The 22,376-nt window shown below is 34.9% G+C and carries 13 protein-coding genes, 1 tRNA gene and 13 pseudogenes; 15 read left to right on the top strand and 12 right to left on the bottom strand.

Going from position 1 to position 22,376, the window contains the following annotated elements; translation table 11 throughout:
• A partial coding sequence (locus ARSQ2_RS12740) for a transposase (protein WP_238334352.1) occupies positions 1–200 on the top strand: 200 nt, incomplete at its 5' end.
• A 74-nt stretch (positions 201–274) separates the two neighbouring features.
• On the opposite strand, the pseudogene ARSQ2_RS12735 reads toward ARSQ2_RS12740, so the two are convergent.
• From ARSQ2_RS12735 to metG, 3 genes and pseudogenes are all read right to left on the bottom strand, one after another.
• Positions 275–370, bottom strand: a pseudogene (locus ARSQ2_RS12735) (CidB/LrgB family autolysis modulator); the annotation flags it as partial.
• 103 nt (positions 371–473) lie between these two features.
• Positions 474–828: pseudogene (locus ARSQ2_RS06225) on the bottom strand (CidA/LrgA family protein); the annotation flags it as partial.
• Between the two features lie 132 nt (positions 829–960).
• On the bottom strand, positions 961–2,988 hold the full coding sequence (metG, locus tag ARSQ2_RS06220; RefSeq protein ID WP_181994729.1) for a methionine--tRNA ligase: 2,028 nt from the start codon (positions 2,986–2,988) through the stop codon (positions 961–963).
• Between the two features lie 290 nt (positions 2,989–3,278).
• Between metG and apbC the strand changes: the two are divergent.
• From apbC to asmA, 5 genes and pseudogenes are all read left to right on the top strand, one after another.
• Positions 3,279–4,323: pseudogene (apbC, locus tag ARSQ2_RS12730) on the top strand (iron-sulfur cluster carrier protein ApbC); the annotation flags it as partial.
• Positions 4,324–4,514: 191 nt separating this feature from the next.
• Positions 4,515–5,077, top strand: a pseudogene (gene udk, locus ARSQ2_RS06205) (uridine kinase); the annotation flags it as partial.
• A gap of 111 nt (positions 5,078–5,188) precedes the next feature.
• Positions 5,189–5,266, top strand: a pseudogene (locus ARSQ2_RS06200) (uridine kinase); the annotation flags it as partial.
• Between the two features lie 43 nt (positions 5,267–5,309).
• A pseudogene (dcd, locus tag ARSQ2_RS06195) lies at positions 5,310–5,913 on the top strand (dCTP deaminase).
• Between the two features lie 146 nt (positions 5,914–6,059).
• The gene (asmA, locus tag ARSQ2_RS06190; protein WP_181994727.1) at positions 6,060–7,823 is read left to right on the top strand and encodes an outer membrane assembly protein AsmA; all 1,764 of its coding nucleotides are present in this window, start codon (positions 6,060–6,062) and stop codon (positions 7,821–7,823) included.
• A 112-nt stretch (positions 7,824–7,935) separates the two neighbouring features.
• Here the strand turns inward: asmA and ARSQ2_RS06185 are convergent, their stop codons facing one another.
• Positions 7,936–9,588 carry a TerC family protein gene (locus ARSQ2_RS06185; RefSeq protein ID WP_181994726.1) on the bottom strand — a complete coding sequence of 551 codons (1,653 nt, stop codon included), beginning with the start codon at positions 9,586–9,588 and terminating at the stop codon, positions 7,936–7,938.
• A 232-nt stretch (positions 9,589–9,820) separates the two neighbouring features.
• Between ARSQ2_RS06185 and gndA the strand changes: the two genes are divergently transcribed.
• From gndA to ARSQ2_RS06165, 5 genes and pseudogenes are all read left to right on the top strand, one after another.
• Positions 9,821–11,233: an NADP-dependent phosphogluconate dehydrogenase gene (gene gndA / locus ARSQ2_RS06180; protein ID WP_181994725.1), complete on the top strand. Its 1,413-nt coding sequence runs from the start codon at positions 9,821–9,823 to the stop codon at positions 11,231–11,233.
• 622 nt (positions 11,234–11,855) lie between these two features.
• A pseudogene (locus tag ARSQ2_RS12725) lies at positions 11,856–12,182 on the top strand (anion permease); the annotation flags it as partial.
• A gap of 36 nt (positions 12,183–12,218) precedes the next feature.
• On the top strand, positions 12,219–12,503 hold the full coding sequence (locus ARSQ2_RS12720; RefSeq protein WP_238334354.1) for an IS630 transposase-related protein: 285 nt from the start codon (positions 12,219–12,221) through the stop codon (positions 12,501–12,503).
• Positions 12,494–12,667, top strand: a pseudogene (locus ARSQ2_RS12715) (hypothetical protein); the annotation flags it as partial. The gene ARSQ2_RS12720 and the pseudogene ARSQ2_RS12715, both read left to right, overlap by 10 nt.
• 335 nt (positions 12,668–13,002) lie before the next feature.
• Positions 13,003–13,735 (top strand): annotated as a pseudogene (locus tag ARSQ2_RS06165) (anion permease); the annotation flags it as partial.
• A gap of 248 nt (positions 13,736–13,983) precedes the next feature.
• On the opposite strand, the pseudogene ARSQ2_RS12710 reads toward ARSQ2_RS06165, so the two are convergent.
• Together ARSQ2_RS12710 and ARSQ2_RS06155 are read right to left on the bottom strand one after the other, a co-directional pair.
• Positions 13,984–14,214 (bottom strand): annotated as a pseudogene (locus ARSQ2_RS12710) (transposase); the annotation flags it as partial.
• A gap of 109 nt (positions 14,215–14,323) precedes the next feature.
• Positions 14,324–14,644, bottom strand: coding sequence for an IS630 transposase-related protein (locus ARSQ2_RS06155; RefSeq protein ID WP_181994722.1), 321 nt, complete (start codon positions 14,642–14,644; stop codon positions 14,324–14,326).
• Between the two features lie 187 nt (positions 14,645–14,831).
• On the opposite strand from ARSQ2_RS06155, the pseudogene ARSQ2_RS06150 reads away from it, so the two are divergent.
• Positions 14,832–15,793, top strand: a pseudogene (locus tag ARSQ2_RS06150) (aldo/keto reductase).
• A gap of 99 nt (positions 15,794–15,892) precedes the next feature.
• Here ARSQ2_RS06150 and ARSQ2_RS06145 read toward each other — a convergent pair.
• Positions 15,893–16,876 (bottom strand): glycosyltransferase, encoded by a 984-nt coding sequence (locus ARSQ2_RS06145; RefSeq protein WP_181994721.1) that lies wholly within the window; start codon positions 16,874–16,876, stop codon positions 15,893–15,895.
• A gap of 593 nt (positions 16,877–17,469) precedes the next feature.
• On the opposite strand from ARSQ2_RS06145, the pseudogene ARSQ2_RS06140 reads away from it, so the two are divergent.
• Positions 17,470–17,766, top strand: a pseudogene (locus ARSQ2_RS06140) (glycosyltransferase family 25 protein); the annotation flags it as partial.
• 565 nt (positions 17,767–18,331) lie between these two features.
• On the top strand, positions 18,332–18,457 hold the full coding sequence (locus tag ARSQ2_RS13700) for a hypothetical protein (protein ID WP_255487614.1): 126 nt from the start codon (positions 18,332–18,334) through the stop codon (positions 18,455–18,457).
• A 247-nt stretch (positions 18,458–18,704) separates the two neighbouring features.
• On the opposite strand, the gene ARSQ2_RS06135 is transcribed toward ARSQ2_RS13700, so the two are convergent.
• The 3 genes from ARSQ2_RS06135 to ARSQ2_RS06125 form a co-directional block, all read right to left on the bottom strand.
• Positions 18,705–18,781 (bottom strand) — tRNA-Pro (locus ARSQ2_RS06135).
• Between the two features lie 73 nt (positions 18,782–18,854).
• Entirely contained in the window at positions 18,855–20,600 is a 1,746-nt protein-coding gene (gene yejM, locus ARSQ2_RS06130) for an LPS biosynthesis-modulating metalloenzyme YejM (RefSeq protein ID WP_181994720.1), read from the bottom strand.
• 20 nt (positions 20,601–20,620) lie between these two features.
• On the bottom strand, positions 20,621–20,848 hold the full coding sequence (locus tag ARSQ2_RS06125) for a YejL family protein (RefSeq protein WP_181994719.1): 228 nt from the start codon (positions 20,846–20,848) through the stop codon (positions 20,621–20,623).
• Between the two features lie 262 nt (positions 20,849–21,110).
• Between ARSQ2_RS06125 and ARSQ2_RS06120 the strand changes: the two are divergent.
• Positions 21,111–21,698: pseudogene (locus ARSQ2_RS06120) on the top strand (nucleoid-associated protein); the annotation flags it as partial.
• 14 nt (positions 21,699–21,712) lie between these two features.
• Here the strand turns inward: ARSQ2_RS06120 and ARSQ2_RS06115 are convergent.
• A complete protein-coding gene (locus ARSQ2_RS06115; RefSeq protein ID WP_238334351.1) occupies positions 21,713–22,021 on the bottom strand; it encodes a transposase in 309 nt (102 codons plus the stop codon).
• Positions 22,012–22,173, bottom strand: a complete 162-nt coding sequence (locus ARSQ2_RS12705; RefSeq protein WP_238334350.1) for a hypothetical protein — start codon at positions 22,171–22,173, stop codon at positions 22,012–22,014. Before ARSQ2_RS12705 ends, ARSQ2_RS06115 begins: the two co-directional genes overlap by 10 nt.
• Positions 22,174–22,376 lie beyond the last annotated feature (203 nt).

The raw sequence follows: 22,376 nt of genomic DNA, 5'->3' as shown, positions 1-22,376 counted from the left end.
TAATCATGATGGATAATGCAAGTTTTCACAAGAAACAGAGTATTCAACAAGTCATCATCGATGCGGGGCATATGGTGGAATATTGGCCTACCTATTCGCCAGATCTTAATCCAATTGAACATAAATGGCCACAAGCGAAATGCAAAAAAAGAGCGCTCGGATGCGACACAGATATTTTGTTCGCACTCAATATGGTGTAATCAAAATTAAGTCGCTTAGCTATATGTGTTATTAGTAAAGTAGCAATAATGATAGTGATTGAAATTAACAGTGGATTTAAAATAGTTAATCGGTATTTTTGGGATAATTTTCTCGCTAATAAGAAAACGATAATGGTAAAAGGTAGTGACCACCAGATATGATTTAACATTGTTGTTACTCGTTATTTGGCCTATTTTTTTGCTTAATTTGTTTTTTCTGCTGCTTACCGCATCCAAGGTATTTATATTAGGGTCACGATGAATACAGTGTCAGCTATAAGCAACAATAATCATAATAATTAAGGTACTAATAATCCAGGAGAGTAAAATAGGGATAATTTGTTGGCTAAGCATATCATAATAATTCATTATGCCTACCCCGATTGGAATAAATAGCAATGTCATATTTTTGAGTAGCAAATGACAGTCTGGTTGTATCCAGTGGACAGGTATGATTTGAACCGGTTAATAAGCTAAACAACATCAGCATGCCAATTATACTTCCTGGCAGAGAAAAAGGCAGTAAATTTGATATTAGGTTTCCTATTATTAGGCAGAGATAAATGAGTAAAAAAGCGCGTAAATATTGCCAACTAATATAAAGAATATTTTTGCAAAAGAAAATCATACCAGTCCTATAACAAAACATACTGATAATACAATTAGCCCACTTAATGTGCCAGGCTGGTGTAGTCACTGGGATTCAAAATGGCGAAAATGCAATTGTCTCCATTTTAATTTAATGCTTTTTATTCTTAATCTATTTTACTTGCATACCGGGCTTGGCGCCAGCATCTGGAGTTAATAGAAAGATATGTTTGTTACCAGGACCGGCGGCTAATACCATCCCTTCTGAAACGCCAAAACGCATTTTTCGTGGTGCTAAATTAGCGACCATGATTGTTAAGCGCCCTTCAAGTACTTTCGGATCAGGATAAGCCGCGCGAATAGCAGAAAAAACTTGTCGGCTGCTATCACCTAAATCTAATTGGAGTTTTAGCAGCTTATCGGAGCCTTCGACGAAATCAGCTTCCTTAATCAAAGCAACTCGTAAGTCGACTTTATTGAAGTCATCAAAACTGATGACATCTTGGAAAGAATTTTCGCAATCTTGTTGATTAGTCATTGTTTGCGCCGTTATACTTTCGCTAGATGCCGCTAACATAGCGGTTACATTCTTCATTTCGATTCGCTGGAATAAAGTTTTAAATGGAGTAATTTCATGATTTAGCAAAGGGTCGCTAATATCATCCCAGTTTAGTGAAATATTTAAAAAAGTTTCTGCCCGGTTGGTGAGTCCCGGTAATATAGGTTTTAAATAAGTCATTAGCACGCGAAATAAATTGATACCCATCGAACAGATATCATGTAAATCTTGTTCGCGACCTTCCTGCTTAGCAACTACCCAGGGTGCTTTCTCATCGATATAACGATTGGCTAGATCGGCAAGTAACATAATTTCACGAATAGCCTTATTGTATTCACGATGACAAAATTGTTGACCAATTTTGTCTGCTGCGGCAATAAATTGCTGGTAAAGCTCAGGAGTTGCAAGTTGCGATGATAACTTACCATCAAAGCGTTTATTGATGAATCCAACATTGCGAGCCGCGAGGTTGACGACTTTATTCACGATGTCGCTATTTACCCGTTGGACAAAGTCTTCTAAGTTAAGGTCAATATCATCAATGCGGGAAGAAAGCTTAGCGGTATAATAGTAACGTAAACAATCAGCATCCAGCTGATCTAAATAGGCGCGCGCGGTAATAAATCTACCCCGTGATTTGGACATTTTTGCGCCATTTACAGTGATACAACCGTGAACAAAGATATTGGTAGGCTTACGATAACCACTACCTTCTAATATTGCTGGCCAAAATAGGCTATGGAAGTAGACAATGTCTTTACCGATAAAGTGATAAAGATCGGCAGTAGAATCTTTCTCCCAATAACTATCGAAATCAATATTGGGTTTTTTGTGACATAGATTTTTAAATGTCCCCATATAACCAATAGGAGCGTCTAACCAGACGTAAAAATATTTGTCATGCTCATTAGGAATTTCAAAACCAAAGTAAGGGGCATCACGAGTAATATCCCATTGCTGTAAACCCGCCTCAAACCACTCTTGCATTTTATTTGCCACTTGTGGTTGCAAAGCCCCTGAGCGTGTCCAAGTTTGCAGCATATAACTAAATGCGGGCAAATCAAAGAAAAAATGCTCCGTTTCACCCATTTCAGGCGTTGCACCAGAAATCACCGAGTGGGGATTGATAAGTTCTGTTGGGTTATAAGTTGCTCCACAGACCTCACAATTATCACCGTATTGATCAGCGGCTTGGCATTTTGGGCAACCCCCTTTAACAAAGCGATCGGGTAGAAACATACCTTGCTTAGGATCATAAAGTTGCGAGATAGTTTTCTTTTTGATATAGCCACTCTTTTTTAGTGTTAAATAAATTTGTTCAGATAATGTTTTATTTTCTAGACTATGAGTTGAATGGTAATTATCATAACTAATGGCAAAGTCAGCAATATCGTGTTGATGTTCTTCATTTACTTTACTAATCATCTCCTCAGGCGTTATACCTAATTGCTGAGCTTTTAGCATAATTGGAGTGCCATGGGCATCATCGGCACAAATAAAGTAAACCTGCTTGCCGCGCATTCGTTGATAACGAACCCAAATATCGGCCTGAATATGCTCTAACATATGGCCAAGATGTATTGAACCGTTAGCATAAGGTAACGCACAGGTTACCAAAAGTTTTTTCGCGACTTGAGACATAGTAAGGATCTAATTCCCATAAAAATTGAACAATAATTTGATGTTAACTGATTGCGTTTTTTCCGGCTAGGCCTGAACATGAATAATCAATCATTATTTTATCGTAATTTTGCTTGATAAGCGTCGTTTTTATTATCTATTTATCTTAATTAAATTGTTCTCTGGTATAATTTAGTGATTAATTGTTGATAATTTAATACTAAATAAAAGGAGCTGCGATGAATTCAGGATCCTTCAAACAAACAAAAGCAAAAAAGTTAACTCAGCAAGTCGCTGAAGTTTGAGAAACATTTTCTCATCCGACACTGCAAAGTAATCTGAGTAGATTAAAGGCATTATGTCATTGTGTATTACTCGATGATGTTTTACATATTGAATTAGTCATGCCCTTTTCCTGGAAAACATCTTTTAAGTTATTAATTGAGCAGCTGACACCGCAATTATGAAAAATAACTGGCGCGCAAACAGTAGAGTGTGAATTACGTCATAATATCAATACATTACGTAGAGCGAATAATTTTCCTGGTATTAATGGAGTGCGTAATATTATCGCTGTCAGTTCAGGTAAAGGAGGGGTTGGCAAATCAACCACGACAGTGAATTTGGCGTTGGCATTAGCGCAAGAAGGAGCGAAGGTAGGTATTCTGGATGCTGATATTTATCGTCCCTCTATTCCGACTATGTTGGCAACTAAAAATCAGCGGCCCACATCACCTGATGGGCATCATATGGTACCTATAATGGCTTATTATGGGCTAGCGACTAATTGAATTGGTTATTTGATTAATGATGATAATGCGATGATATGGCGTCGTCCATATGGCTAGCAAGGCTTTGATGCAAATGTTACAAGATACCGAATGGCCAGATTTAGATTATTTAGTGATTGATATGCCACCTGAAACTGCTGATATTCAATTAACCTTAGCACAGAATATACCCGTTACCGCGGCGATTGTCGTTACCACACCACAAGATATTGCTTTGCTTGATGCGATGAAAGGCATCGCGATGTTTGACAAAGTAAAAGTGCAGGTATTGGGTATTATTGAAAATATGAGTCTACATATTTGTAGTAATTGTGGTCACGTAGAGCCTATTTTTGGTTCAGGTGGAACAAAAATATTGGCTGAAAAATACCAGTGCAAGCTGTTAGGTAAGATCCCATTACATATTTCTCTGCGTGAGGATTTAGATCAAGGTCAACCGACAGTAATGCGCGATCCTGATGGTGAGTTCGCTGATATTTATCGAGAAATAACATCGACAATTTCTGCTCAGATGTATTGGACAGGAGAAAAAATTCCCACTGAAATTGCTTTCCGAGCTATTTAAGCTGATTAATTTCATAGCTTATTGATTGAAAATAAATATGAAGTGATAATTATTATTAGGTTTTGTTATGAAAATTAGCCAGACCTAATTTTAAATGCTGGCAGATACTGCAATAACCCCTTATAATTCCGGGGCTCATAATATTTAATTATATTAATTTCTATTATTTAAACTCAGGTTATTTAAAATGGCTGATCCAGCACAATAAGTGCGCTATTGTCGGTATATCAGGTGCTTCAGGATCGGGTAAAAGTCTTATTGCGAAAACGCTTTATCATGAATTACGTACCCAAGTGGGTGACGACAATATTGGTGTGATTACTGAGGATTGTTACTATCGAGATCAACATGACATGGCGATGGAAGAACGAGTGAAAGTAAATTACGACCATCCCAACTTAATAGATCATGATTTGCTTTTTCATCATCTTCAATTGTTGAAGGCAGGAAAAAGCATTGATCTGTTTCAATATGATTATACTCAGCATATACGTAAGCGAGAGACCATTTTTTCAGCCTAAAAAAGTAATTATTATTGAAGGTATTTTATTATTAACCGATAAGCGCTTACCTAATAATATGGATTTTGCCATTTATGTTGATACGCCACTGGATATTTGCTTAGTTAAGAAGAATTAAACGGGATGTCAATGAACGAGGAAGAATATTAGATTCGCTTATTGAACAATATACTAAAACCGTTCGTCCAATGTTTCTTCAATTTATTGAGCCATCGAAACAATATGCAGATATAGCTGGGCGACTTTAAAATGATTACAAGTAATTACTCTATATCAGTAAATTTATATTGGAGAAAAACATATATTTCGTAATCAAAATTAAGACGCTTAGCTATATTATTATTATTATTGTTCTTCGTGGCGGAAAAAATCGAGTGACGATTGATATTCTAAAAGCTAAAATAGGGGAGTTCTGCCAATAATTATCTATAAATAAATTAGGCATTCTCGCAAGGAGATGGAAAAATGCGACTTTGTGACCGTGATATAGTTAAATGGCTTGATGAAAAGAAATTGGTTATTGAACCACGCCCATCAATCGAACGGATCAATGGGGTAACGATTGATGTTTGTTTAGGCAATAAATTTCGAATATTTCAGGGCTATACTGCACCTTATATTGATCTAAGTGGGCCAAAAAATGAAGTTAATGCTGCATTAGATCGGGTGATGAGTAATGAAATTACCTTAAGCCATGATGACGCGTTTTTTTTTGCATCCAGGTGAATTAGCATTAGCGGTCACTTTAGAATCAGTCACTTTGCCTGATAATGCTGTTGGTTGGCTTGATGGCCGTTCTTCTCTTGCCCGCTTGGGATTGATGGTGCATGTTACTGCGCACCGTATTGATCCCGGTTGGTGCGGTCAGATTGTGCTAGAGTTTTATAATTCAGGTAAACTGCCATTGGCACTACGGCCCGGTATGGTTATTGGCGCATTAAGTTTTGAAGTTTTATCCGGTTCAGCTGATCGCCCCTATAATCGCCGTCAAGATGCAAAATATAAAAATCAACAAGGTGCGGTAGGGAGTAGAATTAGTGAAGATGATAAAAGTAATCATAAATTGTGATATTTTAAGTTAATTAATTCGGTGTTTAGCTGAAATCATGCTATAACGAAAATAATTTTATTTTTTCAGGTCACAGAAAATAAGCTATCTCTATCTAAAGATGAAGTCATTAATTGTTTGTTTGAATAACATTGATGGAGACAGTGATGAAACGATTTTTGACCACATTAGCTATTCTGATGGTGGTTATTTTAGCAGGTTTAACGGCGCTAGTGTTGCTCGTTAATCCCAATGATTTTCGTCACTATTTAATTGATAAAGTTGAACAAAAAAGCGGCTATCATTTAGTTTTTCAAGGCGAAATGCGTTGGCATGTATGGCCTAGGCTAAGTATTATTACTGGGCCGATTTCACTTACCGCGCCGGGCGCGACTAAGCCGGCAATTAGTGCAGATAACATGCGGCTTGATGTCTCCTTATGGCCGTTAATTTCCCACCAACTGTCTGTTGAACAGATTGTAATCAGTAATGCAGTTTTGCGTGCTACTCCAGATAGTCAAGCAAAATCAAATCCAGATGCCCCGACTGCTCCAGAAGATCTTAACCGTATTAGTAAGAAAAATAATAATGATAGCAAATGGTTATTTGAGATTAATAAAATAAAACTAACTGATAGTTTGTTAATTTGGCAGTTGGATAATGATACCCACCTAAATATGCGTAATATTATGTTGTCGCTCAGCAGGAAAGATGATCATTTCATTAGCGTTAATTTTAGTAGTAATGTAAGTAAGGATCAGAAAGATCTCACTTTTTCTTTAAAAAGTAAGTTAAATATTGCAGATTATCCGCATCAGATTGCTGGGGAAATTAATCAATTAGAATATAAAATTAGTGGTATTAATTTACTAACAGATGGCATTAGAGGCAATGCAACTTTATTGTTTGATTATTTGCATGATCAGCAACCAATATTAACCCTGTCTAATTTAGCTATTGACGTCAATGATAGTAATTTAACTGGAAATTTAGTTGCTCATTTAGGTAAATCACCAGATTATCAATTAAATATTACTTCCAAAAAACTGGATCTAGACAAGATTTTAGGTTGGCAATCTTTATTACAACCTTTAACAGAGACAAAGATAACGCCTCAAGTAAGTCCTAAGCCTGTTATTGCGAGGGTTGAAACCGATAGTTATGATTTAAGTTATGTAAAGCAATTCCCATTTCAAGCAACAATCTCTGCCGATAAACTTATATATCGAGGTTTAGTTGTTGATAGCTTTAAGTCTAAGATAACCAATAAAAAACCGTTATTAAATGTTATTCAGCTAGAAGGTGGATTATTAGGTGGAAATTTTGAATTACCTATTAGTTTAAATTATCAAAATAGTCTGGTTATTGTCACGGCTAAGCCCAAATTTAATCATGTTAGGTTGGCTCCTTTGCTGCAATCCTTTGACATGCCGACCAAACTAGATGGTTCATTGATGTTAGCAGCAAATTTATCAGGGCCTGGATACGATAAATTTGCGCTGCTAAATTTTTGGTCCGGTAACGCTAATGTAATGTTATCCAAGGCACAGTTAACAGGATTAAATATAGCTTCACTGATCCAACACGCCTTTTCACGCCTTAATGATAAAATTGATACCCACAAAAATCTTGACGATAATACCCATATTGAAAATTTAACCGTTGATACAAAACTTAATAAAGGTATGCTATCGTTCTCAAATCTGGTTGCTTCTTCAGACGCTATGAGTATCGATGGCAACGGTTGGCTAAATTTAGCCGGGAAATCAGCAGACGTCAAATTGCTGGTTAATATCAATAAAGGCTGGCATGGAAATGATAATTTTTTTAATAAAATTAATCAATTGGCCATTTCTCTGCGTATTTATGGTAAGTGGAAAAATTTACAATATCAATTGAATATTGAAAAATTGCTGCGTGATGAGTTTTAATCGCAAGTTAAAAAAACATTAAATAGTTGGTTAGAAAAAGAAGTTAAATCGAAAAATTAGTTTTAGCTTAATATTCAACAAATGTAACGCGCCATGATTAGCGCGTTATGTGTTATGTTAAGGTAATATTCTGTTTAACATAATTTTTAGCCAGTTGCAGGGGAGTAATCAACACTTTTTTAAGGCGGTGGCTGGTGACTTCCAACGGTTCAAAAATCCAATTTTCAATTTTGATACGTTCACCTACCACAGGCATTCGTTGTAGATGCTCCATTAATAATCCGGCAATCGTTTCATATTCTCGTTTTTCATCAAGCGTAATTGGCACATACAGGATCAGATCCTCTAAAGGCATAAAACCATTAGCAAGCCAACGGCTATCCTCTAATTGTTGAATATCATGACGAGAATCCACCTCTGCTTGGCTGATTGGCATATTACCGGCAATAGTTTCCATAATATCCGTCAGCGTAACAATTCCCTCGACAGAGCCAAATTCATCAACAATAAAGGCAAAATGGGTATGAGCTTTACGAAACTGCTCTAATGCCTGAAGTAGTGATAAGCCTTCAGGGAAAATTAGTGGCTGGGTAATTAAGGCATGTAGGTTAAGTTTTTGCTTTTTTAATTGTTGATTTAATATGTCGATAACGTGTATAACCCCGACTGGTTCATCGCTTATCGATTCATCCGTAATAACAAGACGGGTATGTGGTGTTTTTTCTAACAATGAAAGTAGCTTATCCGCAGGCTTGTTGATATCAATGTATTCAACGTCATGGCGCGAAGTCATAATACTACTAACATTACGTTGAGCGAATCCTAATAAACGAACAATCATTTGTCGTTCTTGTGGATCAAAGATACCATTATTATCAGCATTATCAGCATTATCAGCATTATCAGCATTATCAGCATTATCAGCATTATCAGCATTATCAGCGATTAAATCAGAGGTGCGATGATCTAATTCAGCGCGTTCATGTTGACCATCTAAAACCCGCAATACTGCTTCAGCGGTTCTTTCCCGGAGTGATTTGGTGCTTTTTAAAAAACGGCGTCGATTAAATAATGCAAATTGGTTAAGTGATTCAATCATAATAGAGAAACCAATAGCAGCGTATAAGTAGCCTTTCGGTATCAAATAACCAAATCCTTCAGCAACTAAGCTAAAACCGATCATCAGTAAGAAACTGAGACAGAGAATAACAATCGTTGGATGGGTATTAACGAACAGGGTTAATGGTCTACTAGCGATAATCATTAAGATCACAGCAATAGTGACTGCAGCAATCATAATGCCAATATGTTCAACCATGCCTACGGCAGTAATTACTGAATCAAGTGAAAAAATAGCATCTAATACAATAATTTGCGCGACAACAGACCAAAATTTAGCCGTTTTGCGTTGCTTGCCAGATCGTTCATCTTTACCTTCTAATCGTTCATTAAGCTCCATAGTGGCTTTAAAAAGCAGAAACAGCCCACCACCAAGCATCAGAATATCCCGCGCACTAAATGTGTGACCCCAAATATTAATGATAGGATTGGTTAGTGAAACGAGTAAAGTGAGACTAAACAATAAGATGATGCGCATAAAAAGGGCGCAGGTTAAACCAGTTATCCTTGCTTTATTACGTAATTTAACCGGTAATTTATCAGCTAAGATAGCGATAAAGACTAAATTATCAATGCCAAGCACGATTTCGAGTACGATAAGAGTAAGAAGCCCCGCCCACATCGTAGGATCAGCGATCCATTCCATAAAATTTATTTTACCTTCTAATATGACGGCTTATGCCGACCATTAGAATAATGGGCACTTTGAACAAAAATTTCAATATAATAACGTTTTTTAAATCGTTTTAGCCGAAATATCGTGTCCTTGAAGGCATGAAATCACTATCACCAAACTATAGAGTAAGTTAATATATCAATACATAAAAATATATTTGCTCGTTAATTGTGGGTAACGAATTGTCAGACAGGAGTTTTTCATGTCAAAACAACAAATTGGTGTAGTTGGTATGGCTGTTATGGGACGTAATTTAGCGCTCAATATTGAAAGCCGAGGTTACTCTGTTTCGATTTTTAATCATTCTAAAGAAAAAACCGATGAAGTGATCGCAGAAAATCCAGGTAGAAAATTAATCCCCTGTTATACAATTGAAGAATTTGTTGATTCATTAGAAAAACCACGTCGTATTTTATTAATGGTAAAAGCGGGTGAGGCGACAGATAAAACCATAGCTTCCTTAATACCCTATCTGGATAAGGGTGATATGCTAATCGATGGTGGTAATACTTATTTTCAGGATACTATTCGACGTAATCAAGAACTTTCAGCACAAGGTTTTAACTTTATTGGAACCGGCGTTTCTGGTGGTGAAGAAGGTGCATTAAAAGGGCCTTCTATCATGCCTGGTGGACAGAAACAGGCTTATGATTTAGTGGCGCCTATCTTGCAACAAATTGCAGCTAAGGCCGATGGTGAGCCCTGTGTCAGCTATATTGGTCCCGATGGTGCAGGTCATTATGTTAAAATGGTCCACAATGGCATCGAGTATGGTGATATGCAGCTTATTGCTGAAGTATATTCAATACTTAAAAACGCATTAAAATTAAATAATGAAGAATTAGCTGATATTTTTACTGAATGGAATAAAGGGGAATTAAATAGTTATCTAATCGAAATTACTGCCAATATTTTTCGTAAAAAAGAAGACCAGACTGGTAATTATTTGACTGATGTCATATTGGATGAAGCGGCTAATAAAGGAACTGGAAAATGCACCAGTCAAAGTGCTTTAGACTTGGGAGTACCTGTTACGCTTATTACTGAATCAGTATTTGCGCGTTATCTCTCTTTTTTAAAAGAGCAGCGGGTGGCAGCAGCAAAAATCCTGACTGGACCGGCTGTTAATTCATTTAAAGGTGATAAGCAGGAATTTATTGAAAAAGTTCGTCGAGCACTTTATTTAGGTAAAATTGTTTCCTATGCACAGGGTTTTCAGCAATTAAAAGCAGCATCGGATGAATATCAATGGCAGCTAAATTATGGTGAAATTGCCAGGATTTTCCGCGCTGGTTGTATTATTCGGGCGCAATTTTTGCAAAAAATTACCCATGCCTATAGCCAAAACCCATCTTTAGCAAACTTAATGTTAGCGCCTTATTTTAAGAGTATTACTGATGAATATCAGGAATCATTACGGGATATTGTCTGTTTTGGTATACAAAATGGTATTCCATTACTTACGCTTACAGCAGCAATTTCTTATTATGATAGTTATCGCTCTGCTTTTTTACCGGCAAATTTAATTCAGGCACAACGTGATTATTTTGGCGCTCATACTTATAAGCGGATTGATAAAGAGGGTATCTTTCATACTGAATGGATAGAGAAATAGGTCTAGCTGAACTGATATAAAATCATATTGGATGGTGTTTATCGTTAATGATAAACACCATCTTTCTTGGCTTTGGGTTAGCACAAATGGAGATATTGATTTGCTGCTTTTTTTTGACTTTTATTTTATATCTATTCAAAAATAAATAGATTTACACATTATATTGTAATATACAATATATTATTTTTATAAAGTAATTCTGATTTTCAAATAAATCTATTTTTTTAATAAAAAAATAAACTTATTTGTTATTTTATAAAATTAACCATAAATAATTATGATTAATTTGCTATATTATGAAAATCACTAAGACTAATAGAGATAGTTTATCTTAGTGAATTAATGAATAAAATTTATTGTGATTTTTTTAATACATATCTTATTTTTAATATATAAAAATAACTTATTCTTACAAGAAAGAGATAAAATTAAAAGAATAAATTTGATATTTTAATATACTTATAAATTAATATTTATTATTAAGCTTGATAAAAATCAATATAGTTACTAATATATAAATTTATATAATAAGTAGTTGTATGATTTGTTAGCGTGATTTTTTAATTTATAAGTTATTAATTATTTTTTGTGTAGATATATTTCACCAATTGGATAATACAATATGGATAAATTGACCCCATTTAAACCTTTATCAACCATAATTGCTATTACAATCACTCTCATCATCTGGTTTATTATTCCTACTCCTGACGGTGTTGAGGTAAATGCTTGGCAATTATTTGCGCTTTTTATTGGGACTATAATAGCTATCATAGGTAAAGCCTTACCAATAAGTGCAATCTCCATTATCGCAATTACATTAATTGCTATTACGGGGGTAACTAATCCTAATAATCCGACGGAAGCCATTAATGATGCATTGAGCGGTTTTTCAAATCAACTTATCTGGTTAATAGGTATTTCAATAATGATTTCTGTTAGTCTAAATATAGCTAAGAGACTTAATTTTGATGACATTATTTATATGAGCTATTCAATTAATTTTAGACGTAAAGTGATATTTACGATGGAAGAAGAAAGGTTGAGTATCCGAGAAACAGCGAAGCAATTTCGGATTGGCTCTGCATCTGTATCGCGTTGGATTAATCAAATAGAGCGAAAAGCATCGACTACGCGTCAGCGAAAAATCGATAAATCCGAGTTGATAAAAGATGTTGAACAATATCCAGATGCTTACCAAAAAGAGCGTGCAGAGCGTTTTGGCGTTTGTCAGAAGGCCATTTGGCAAGCTCTTAAAAAATGGGATTGACCTATAAAAAACTCTACGTCATCCGAAAGCCGACGAAAACACTCGACAAACGTTTCAACAAAAAACAACAGTATGACAAAGAAGGCAAGCATATTGTTTTTATTGATGAAAGTGGTTTTTCACACGATACCCCGCCGACTCACGGCTATTCCCCGAAAGGTCAACGGTGTGTTGGTCTCAAGAACTGGGGAGCTAAAGGAAGAAAAAATGTTATCGGCGCTTTATTGGGCACAACGCTGTTTGCTATCGGATTATTTGATATAGCTAAGCAACTTAATTTTGATTACAAAATATATGTTTTTCTCCAATATAAATTTACTGATATAGAGTAATTACTTGTAATTATTTTAAAGTCGCACAGCTACATCTATTCGCCAGATCTTAATCCAATTGAAGATAAATGGGCACAAGCTAAATGCAAAAAAAGAGCGCTCGGAGGCGACACAGATATTTTGTTTGCACTCAATATCGTGTAATCAAAATTAAGTCGCTTAGCTATATCTATTGGATTTATCCACCTGAAATTAAAGTAACACCCGATGCACCAAATTTCGCGAAACAAAAATTACACAAGTTAGGGCCTATTTCAGTAGCAGAAAAAATTACTTTAGCCGATATTTGCCATGCTTTTGCTGATGTGGACTGGTTTGCCTGCGATTATTTTTGGTAGCGCTTTTATTATTAACTCTACGACTTCGGCATTTATCGGTCTTTCCGTTTTACTTTGTACCAGGGTATTAGCTTGGGATGATATTTTGAAAACCAAGGGGGCATGGGATACAATTACTTGGTTTTCTGCACTGGTCATGATGGCATCTTTTCTAAGTAAGCTTGGGTTGACTAATTGCTTTTCTCAAACAGCTGGAAACGCTATTGATCATCTGGGGATCGGCTCGATTGGTGGCATGTTGTTACTTGTTTTAATATATGTTTATTCTCATTACTTTTTTGCCAGCACCACAGCCCATATTATGGCAATGTTTGCAGCATTTTTTACTGCTGGATTAGCATTGGGCACGCCACCTATTTTGCTTTATTTGATCCTGGCTTTCTCTTCATCATTAATGATTTCGTTAACCCATTATGCTACAGGTACTGCGGCGATTATTTTTGGTTTTGGTTATACAACCTTAGCTGAATGGTGGAAAGTGGGGTTTATATTAAGTGTGGTTAATCTTTTAATTTGGTTAGTCATTGGTGGTTTATGGTGGAAGTTATTGGGCTATTGGTAAGTTATAATTAACATATTTAAATTGCTGTACTATATCTGTGAGTTAAATAGGGTTTAACATTTAATAAATGCAATCTTGCTGTAAAAGTACCACTAAAATCTTCTAGGTATAGCTAACCGACTTAATTTTGATTACACCATATTGAGTGCGAACAAAATATCTGTGTCGCATCCGAGCGCTCTTTTTTTGCATTTAGCTTGTGCCCATTTATATTTAATTGGATTAAGATCTGGCGAATAGGTAGGCAAATATTCCACCATATGCCCCGCATCGATGATCACTTGTTGAATACTCTGTTTCTTGTGAAAAGTTGCATTATCCATCATGATTACACTGTTTTTAGGAAGTACTGGGATAAGGACTTGGGTGACCCATCCATAGAAAACATCGCTGTTAATATTGATATCAAATAATCCGATAGCAAACAGCGTTGTGCCCAATAAAGCGCCGATAACATTTGTTCTTCCTTTAGTTCCCCAGTTCTTGAGACCAACACACCGTTGACCTTTCGGGGAATAGCCGTGAGTCCGCGGGGTATCGTATCAAAAAGCACTTTCATCAATAAAAACAATATGCTTGCCTTCTTTTTCATACTGTTGTTTTTTGTTGAAACGTTTGTCGAGTGTTTTCGTCGGCTTTCGGATGACGTAGAGTTTTTTTATAGGTCAATCCCATTTTTTTAAGAGCTTGCCAAATGGCCTTCTGACAAACGCCAAAACGCTCTGCACGCTCTTTTTGGTAAGCATCTGGATATTGTTCAACATCTTTTATCAACTCGGATTTATCGATTTTTCGCTGACGCGTAGTCGATGCTTTTGGCTCTATTTGATTAATCCAACGCGATACAGATGCAGAGCCAATCCGAAATTGCTTCGCTGTTTCTCGGATACTCAACCCTTCTTCTTCCATCGTATATATAAGCGACTTAATTTTGATGACATTATTTATATGAGCTATAGATAAGCGTCTTAATTTTAATTAGAAAATATATGTTTTTCTCCAGTATAAATTTACTGATATAGAGTAATTACTTGTAATCATTTTAAAGTCGCCCAGCTATATTACATTCGCTTTATTTAAAAACAAGTGAGGAAATATGCAATTGCGTAGGTTAGGTTCAACTGGATTTGTTATCCCACCACTTGTTTTTGGTGGTAACGTATTTGGTTGGACTATCAATGAAAAAGAGAATTTTACTATCTTAGATGCTCTCTATGATAACTGTTTAGTTGCAATTGATACGGCAGATGTTTATTCAAGTTGGGCAGCAGGTAATCGTGGAGGAGAATCTGAAACTATCATTGCAAATTGGCTAACTAAACATTCCTGCCAGAGATAAATTAATTATTTTTACCAAAGTGGGCGCAGATTTAGGTTCGCCTGGTAAGCGTTGGCTTTCTTCTCGCTGGATTATAAACGCGGTTGAAGATTCATTACGGCGTTTACAAACAGATTACATTGATCTCTATTTTTCTCATTGGCCTGACATCAATACACCTTATGAAGAGACGTTAAACGCTTATCAGAAGGTTTTAGCAACAGGCAAAATTCGTGCTCTATAGGCGCCTCAAATTTGGATGCAGCGCAATTGAAAATAGCGTTAGATGTGGCGAATAGTCAGAATTTACCGCGATACCAGGTATTACAACCAGAATATAATATTTACGATCGTGCCGCTTTTGATGATAAGTTGAAGAAACTCTGTATCAAAGAAAATATTGGGGTTGTTACTTACTATAGTTTGGCATCTGGTTTTTTAACCGGAAAATATCGTCGTCAAAGTGATTTAAATAGTAGTCTTAGAAAAAGTGATATCGATAAATATCTTAATCAAAGAGGTGAAAGAATTCTTAAGGCGTTGCAGGTAGTTGCTGATGCTCATCAAGCTACCTTAGCGGAAGTCGCCCTTGCATGGTTAATGGCTTTTAATGTGGGATCACCGCACCGATTGCTAGTGCAACTACTGTTGCTCAGATTGAAAGTTTTGTTAAAGCCATTAATTTAACATTGACCAAAGCGCAATTCGAATATATAGATTATGAAAGTAAATTAAATTGAAAAATTTTTTATATCTATAGATTGAAAATCTATCTATAAAAATAGATGATTGTCTATCGTCAAATGACGATTATCCAATTTCATGGTTTATGCCATTTGCTATTTATATAAAACTTTAATAACAAAATAATAGAGATAATTCAATAGCCATTGAATATATTTTTTCTTATTAAACATATGCTTAGATGAATATCGATATTGGCTGGAGGTTGATGCCCCAATAAGAGGGATCCTTTTCCAAGGAGATTTTTCTTTTATTCTAATAAACAGATCTGTACTGGGATATTCAGACCAATTATTCCATGGCTTGGTTGGGCCAATATAATGAATGAATTTTACATTATCAATGGTAGGGAATAATGTTCTATTTTTTAATTCATAATTAATACTAAATTGGGTATTGAATTTTTTCTCTAAAAATAAAACTTGATTTACCAGAGATATATTTAATGCATCCTGATCATAAAATATAAATTTTGCTTTTGTCTTTTCATCAAGTAATATATTTATCGTTTTCTCAGTTACTTTATTTTTATACCACTTATCGGTATCGATCAGCATAACGCCAGAGTTAAAGTAGCCATTAGCTATTGCTGGTGTTGCTAGCATTTCAGCCCGTTTTTTCCATAGGTATTCTTCTCGGTCAGTGACAGCCGCAATAATATGACAGCTTAAATTGGTGGTGAATAATTCTGATATATCACCCGAACAAATAATGTCTGAATCTAAATATAATATTTTATTTATTTTTTGGTGAAAATAATTTGCAATGATAAAGCGAAAATAGATTGCATGAGACCACAATTTATTGGTTGGTAATTTTTTTATCTGCAGAGTGTCGATAAGTAATATTGTTATTTTTGTATTATATATTTTTGTTAGTTCATCATATTTTTTTAGTTCACCTCCAGAAATCATATCAGTGAAGATATAAAAGTGGAAGGTATAATCTTTATTAAAATGTAGAATCGAACAGATAGAGATCGCAGTACCAAGAGAGAAATTCATATCTGCGCCATAAGCAATATGAAACTGGCAATTTTTTACCTTAGCCGATGAAAATTCATCGCTTGTTAGTATCATCTCCTTACTATTGAAATACATTAAGTTTCCTTTTGGCAAAGTTGGCATTAATTTTATCGTAAATTGTTACTGATTCTAGCGTTAGTGAAAAGAAAAAACCATTGCTATAACCATTATACTTTATAAAAATTGATTAATAATCATTATATTTTTTAGAAATGAAGAAAAATTTATATCTTATTGAAAGTAAATATAATATTTTTTAGTGATGAGATGTTTTAAAATGGTTTCTGATCTGTTGTTAATCAATTTTTTTCTTATGTCAAATTAAGTCATTGTTTGAAAATAGAAAATATAAGATGAATTAGTTTCTGTTTTGATTTTTATGATAGATAAATATCATAATGGATAAATAAAGTAAATAACAATTTATATTAAATTTCAACATAAAAATTATTTTGTGTTTTTTTGAAATTATTATGCTTATATTACAATAAATACTAGAATAAATGATATTATTCTGCTGATAAAATAGTAGTAAAATAAAATTGATTAGTTATAATTTAGTTAACATATTATTAAATATAAAGTTTTTGTGGCGTTAATAAGTAAATCTTGCCCTATTTTTATTGTTTCATTAAAAAAAGGATACAGATAGAAGAAGACAAATTAGTAAAGCTTTCTCGTCACAAGCTTTACCTTTCACGATAGTTGATGCCATCGAAGGCGCTAAGTTAACTCAGGGTGACATACCTTGGTTTGAATCCGCTAATTCAGGTAAGTTTGATGTGAAGGCAAGCGGAATGAATGAAATTCCTTGTAGTTTGAGCCATCAATCAATTTATCAACATATTGTAAAAAATGATATCGAATGGGGATTGATCCTAGAGGACGATGTTATCATTGATAAAAAAATTATCCCCTCTAATCAAAGCGCTGGAACAGGGTAAAAGTGATTTATTAAAAAAAGATTATGTTTATTTGCTAGTTGGTCAAGAAAGGCTGAGTTCAAGAAAGCAAATTTCGTTAATTTTTTTAATAAAATAACGATCGCTAATATGACCTTTCGTCTATTAACTTATAGTCGGGATAAAATTTTTTGTGCCTGTTGTTACTTAATTCATCGTAACACCTGTAAAAGAATAATCACTGAATTTGAAAGACAATTTTTTGTTGCTGATTCGTGGGGCATCTTATACAAAAAACAGGCAATTAAAAGATATTATTTAGCCGAAATTATTAAGCATACGATTGTTTCCGTTGAAAATAGCAATTTGGAGGCTGATAGAAGAAAGTATGTTATGAAAAAAGAAGAACGTGAGGCGATCTTGAGTCTGCTTTAGCTTATATTTTGCTACAAATAAGGCGTGTTTTACGTAGTTTAATTTTTTGGCAAAATAGGGTTTATATCGTTTTGAAAGGTTGCCATCTAATATTGTTTTTGCACGGATTAATCATATAACTGGGCGACTTTAAAATGATTACAAGTAATTACTCTATATCACTAAATTTATATTGGAGAAAAACATATATTTTGTAATCAAAATTAAGACGCTTAGGTATATAGCGCATGATTTCTTCTTTCGTCAATGGGTATTTAAACCAGTTCATTTTTTGTTTTTCCATATCGGCAACAAGTAGCTCTCAGAGTTTCTAAGTGTGTTCTCGTGCGTTACACTCCCAATAAATAAGAATATTTAATGTATATAGAGAAAATTTTTATAAGTATGACGATTAGTCAACACTTTATAAACAAGTAGTTTGATTGCATAAAATTCTTTAAAAAATTGTGTTTTTTATCATTTTTTGGCAGGGATTTTTCCCCCATTTTTCCCACTAGAAATTTCAGGCAAAAAAACCAATCAGTTATGATTGGTTTTTTATATCTTGGTCGGCATGAGAGGATTTGAACCTCCGACCCCCGACACCCCATGACGGTGCGCTACCAGGCTGCGCTACATGCCGATATAGGCTCGCTATACTAGCGTTTTTTTGGTTAAAATCAATAGCAAGTACTACGACCGCTTGATTTTAAGCATTAATTAGTATTAAAACGGGTAGATTCGGAAAAAGCTCTTAGCAGTTGAGTTAAATTAGGTTTTGCATCTGTTATTTTATTGCCTTTATCATCAAAGATATAAACCTCTGCATTTTGATTAAGGTAAAGTGTTTTATTAGTAACGTTAATAATTAATACTTGTTGATCACCTGATAAAACCCAGGGTTGGTTACGTTTAGGGGTAAAAAGATCTTCGCCTTGAGAATAGTCTTCTCGTGAATTATCAACATAAAGTAAACGCTGCATTAAGGTGGTCATAATATCTTGATGACTGGTTAGCTTATTAATTTGCTGTGGCGGGGTATTAGGCCAATATACCCATAAAGGCACCTTCATTTGTTTAAGATTAAATTTACCGTTAGTGAGCCATTTTGTTGTTTCATGAGTTTCTGGATTGCTACTATGGTTTGCCGTAATGACGACAACGGTATTGTTTAACATATTTTTTTGTTTTAGCGCATCAATTATGCGTTTAATCTCATGATCTAATTGTAACTTATTGTCACTTTGCGATTTATGATTATCAAAACCATTAAGATTAAGAAAAGAAAACCACCGAGTCTGGTTTTCTATGCTATCTAACCATTTTACCCATTCATTGGTAGTTTGATAATCATTACCGGCAGTATTTTCGGGTAACGAATAATCTGCCAGAATTGCATGACGAAATAATGGTGAGCTAAAACCATTCGATGAAAACAGACCAAATTGATAGTTTTGATATTTTAATGCTTCAATTAGGGCGGAAGGTTTTCTGCTATTAAGTATACTATCTAAATAACTAGGCGCTAAACCGTAGAATAAGCTAAATAGCGCTAGTTGGTTTTGGATACCTGTACTGAGATGTTGATTAAATTGCGTACTGACTGATTTAACAGTATTCAATGCTGGCATACCTTCAGTGGTATCTTGATAGTTAAGATTATTAACGACCAATAATAATAAATTATACTTTGGTGCTTGTTTTTGATAGCTAAGTGGTTTGAGTGGATATTCAATAGACAGTGCTGAAGGGTTGCCTTCTTGTTGTATTTTGCGTTGATATTCCACTTGATCGAGATAACCATAGCGTTCAAGAAATTTTCTCGCTGTCATTGGGTGAGATAGGGGATAGTTAGCTCGTTGCATAGTTATTGGGCGATAAAAATTTGCATCAGCCCAAATATACATTAAATGCGAAGCAAAAAATGCTGTGATGAAGATACCTGCCAAGGGTTTAGTGAATCGTTGACGGTTTAGGCTGCGTAATTTTTGCCAACTCCAGGTAGCAAACAACATCTCAATTAAAAAAATGATAGGCACACAAATAAACATCAACTGCCATTTTCTCGCCATTTCGCCGTTTTTAGGATTTATTAATAACTCCCATAGTAGTGGTGTTAAATGGAGGTTATAGCGAGAAAAAAACGCAATATCAAAAATGAGAAAAATCAGTATGGTGTTGGTAAGGATGGTGTATAGAAATCTTAGCAGTCGCTGTGAACCAATAATGAAAGTAATAGGAAAGATGATTAAAAGATAACAGGCAAAAATAACAAAGCTAAAATGCCCAAGCCAGCTAACAATAGCATAAATACGGCCGAATAACGTACCCGGCCAATCAAAAACAAACAGATATCGGCTACTTAATACTAAACTGAGTACTATATTGAATAACGTAAACCAGTGTCCCCAGCTTATCATTTGGGAGACTTTTTCACGATAGTTTCGAGAGTTGGTCACCATGTAATATTTTATCTGCTAAATTAGTGAATTTTTTCTTCATTAACAGAAGCAAGTAACGCCTGAGCGAAAGATTCTGCAATAGTTTTACGCTGAGTCAGTGTAACAGCTGCATTAATTAAGTTTGTCACCATGTTACCTAATACTATCAATGATAGATCAGTTGAAGCTTTATATTTTTCTAATACCTTGACTAATTCTAGGAGTACATGTTCAATTTGCTCATCCCTATAACGGGATGATTGTGGCATAATAAAAATCCTGAATTAATAAAGTTTTATATTTTAGCGTATTATTGTGTTTTTTGCTGTAGCTGTTTTCTCTAATTTAACTGGATAATTTTATTTAGTAACATTTTAAATTGACCGGTTTCCATAAGTTACAAATGTTATTATATGCCTGCCCATAATACAAAAATGTTATATCAATAGATATCAATTGAGCTGCCGGAAAAAGTTATCGATGTCTGAAGACCATTGATCTTTATGCCATAAAGAAAATAAGGAGTAAATGATGAGTCTGGATATTTGCCAGATTGCTTTACATCAGTTGATCAAACGTGATGAACAAACACTAGAGGTTGTGCTGCGTGATTCTTTATTAGGCACGGATAATATAGTGCAAGAAATGATGGCAGAATTGCATCGAATTTATGGCGCTAAAATAAAGCCTTTGCCACTTTTAATCAAGCGAGCGAATTACCTGAAGCATTAGTGGCTTTGAGAAAGGGAGATGAAAACTTTTTGGGATTTAGCCGTGCGGCTACTATTCGTTTGCAGGATGAATTGGCAAAATATCTGTTTGCAGAAGGTGGGGTGGTACTGTTTTGTCAATATCGTTATTTGGCGGTAGATTACTTATTGATAGCTGTATTAAATAGCTGCAATAGTATGTTTGTTAATGATAATCTGGAATTGAATACTACTCATTATCTTGATATTCCGCATGTTGATATTGTTGCTTCCATAGACTTGACAGAATGGGAAAGAAATCCCACTTCTGAACGTTATTAACTTTTTTAAAGGGCCGCGTCTGGCGTAAAGTATCTGATTTTTTATGGATTTCCTGTCAGCTAGCGAAGGTATGAATGCTATAGCTAAGCGACTTAATTTTGATTACACCATATTGAGTGCGAACAAAATATCTGTTTCGCATCCGAGCGCTCTTTTTTTGCATTTAGCTTGTGCCCATTTATGTTTAATTGGATTAAGATCTGGAAAATAGGTAGGCAAATATTCCACCATATGCCCCGCATCGATGATGACTTGTTGAATACTCTGTTTCTTGTGAAAAGTTGCATTATCCATCATGATTACACTGTTTTTAGGAAGTACTGGGATAAGGACTTGGGTGACCCATGCATAGAAAACATCGCTGTTAATATTGATATGAAATAATCCGATAGCAAACAGCGTTATGCCCAATAAAGCGCCGATAACATTTGTTCTTCCTTTAGCGCCTTAGTTCTTGAGGCCAACACACCATTGACCTTTCGGGGAATAGCCGTAAGTCCCCTGGGTATCGTGTGAAAAACCACATTCATCAATAAAAACAATATGCTTGTCTTCTTTTTCATACTGTTGTTTTTTGTTGAAACGTTTGTCAAGTGTTTTCGTCGGCTTTCGGATGACCTAGAGTTTTTTATAGGTCAATCACATTTTTTTAAGAGCTTGCCAAATGGCCTTCTGACAAACGCCAAAACGCTCTGCAAGCTCTTTTGGTAAGCATCTGGATATAGCTGGGCGACTTTAAAATGATTACAAGTAATTACTCTATATC

This window comes from Arsenophonus endosymbiont of Bemisia tabaci Q2 (assembly GCF_902713415.1).
In the GTDB taxonomy this organism is placed as follows: domain Bacteria; phylum Pseudomonadota; class Gammaproteobacteria; order Enterobacterales; family Enterobacteriaceae; genus Arsenophonus.
Note: the sequence above shows the minus strand (reverse complement) of the source record. Positions and strands in the feature narration are given on the sequence as shown.

Coding starts and splice junctions, on each gene's coding strand:
- ARSQ2_RS06125 (WP_181994719.1), bottom strand. CDS start 20,848: ATGCCACAATCATCCCGTTATAGGGATGAGCAAATTGAACATGTACTC.
- asmA (WP_181994727.1), top strand. CDS start 6,060: ATGAAACGATTTTTGACCACATTAGCTATTCTGATGGTGGTTATTTTA.
- gndA (WP_181994725.1), top strand. CDS start 9,821: ATGTCAAAACAACAAATTGGTGTAGTTGGTATGGCTGTTATGGGACGT.
- ARSQ2_RS12720 (WP_238334354.1), top strand. CDS start 12,219: ATGAGCTATTCAATTAATTTTAGACGTAAAGTGATATTTACGATGGAA.
- yejM (WP_181994720.1), bottom strand. CDS start 20,600: ATGGTGACCAACTCTCGAAACTATCGTGAAAAAGTCTCCCAAATGATA.
- ARSQ2_RS12705 (WP_238334350.1), bottom strand. CDS start 22,173: ATGAAAAAGAAGACAAGCATATTGTTTTTATTGATGAATGTGGTTTTT.
- metG (WP_181994729.1), bottom strand. CDS start 2,988: ATGTCTCAAGTCGCGAAAAAACTTTTGGTAACCTGTGCGTTACCTTAT.
- ARSQ2_RS06145 (WP_181994721.1), bottom strand. CDS start 16,876: ATGATACTAACAAGCGATGAATTTTCATCGGCTAAGGTAAAAAATTGC.
- ARSQ2_RS06185 (WP_181994726.1), bottom strand. CDS start 9,588: ATGGAATGGATCGCTGATCCTACGATGTGGGCGGGGCTTCTTACTCTT.
- ARSQ2_RS06155 (WP_181994722.1), bottom strand. CDS start 14,644: ATGGAAGAAGAAGGGTTGAGTATCCGAGAAACAGCGAAGCAATTTCGG.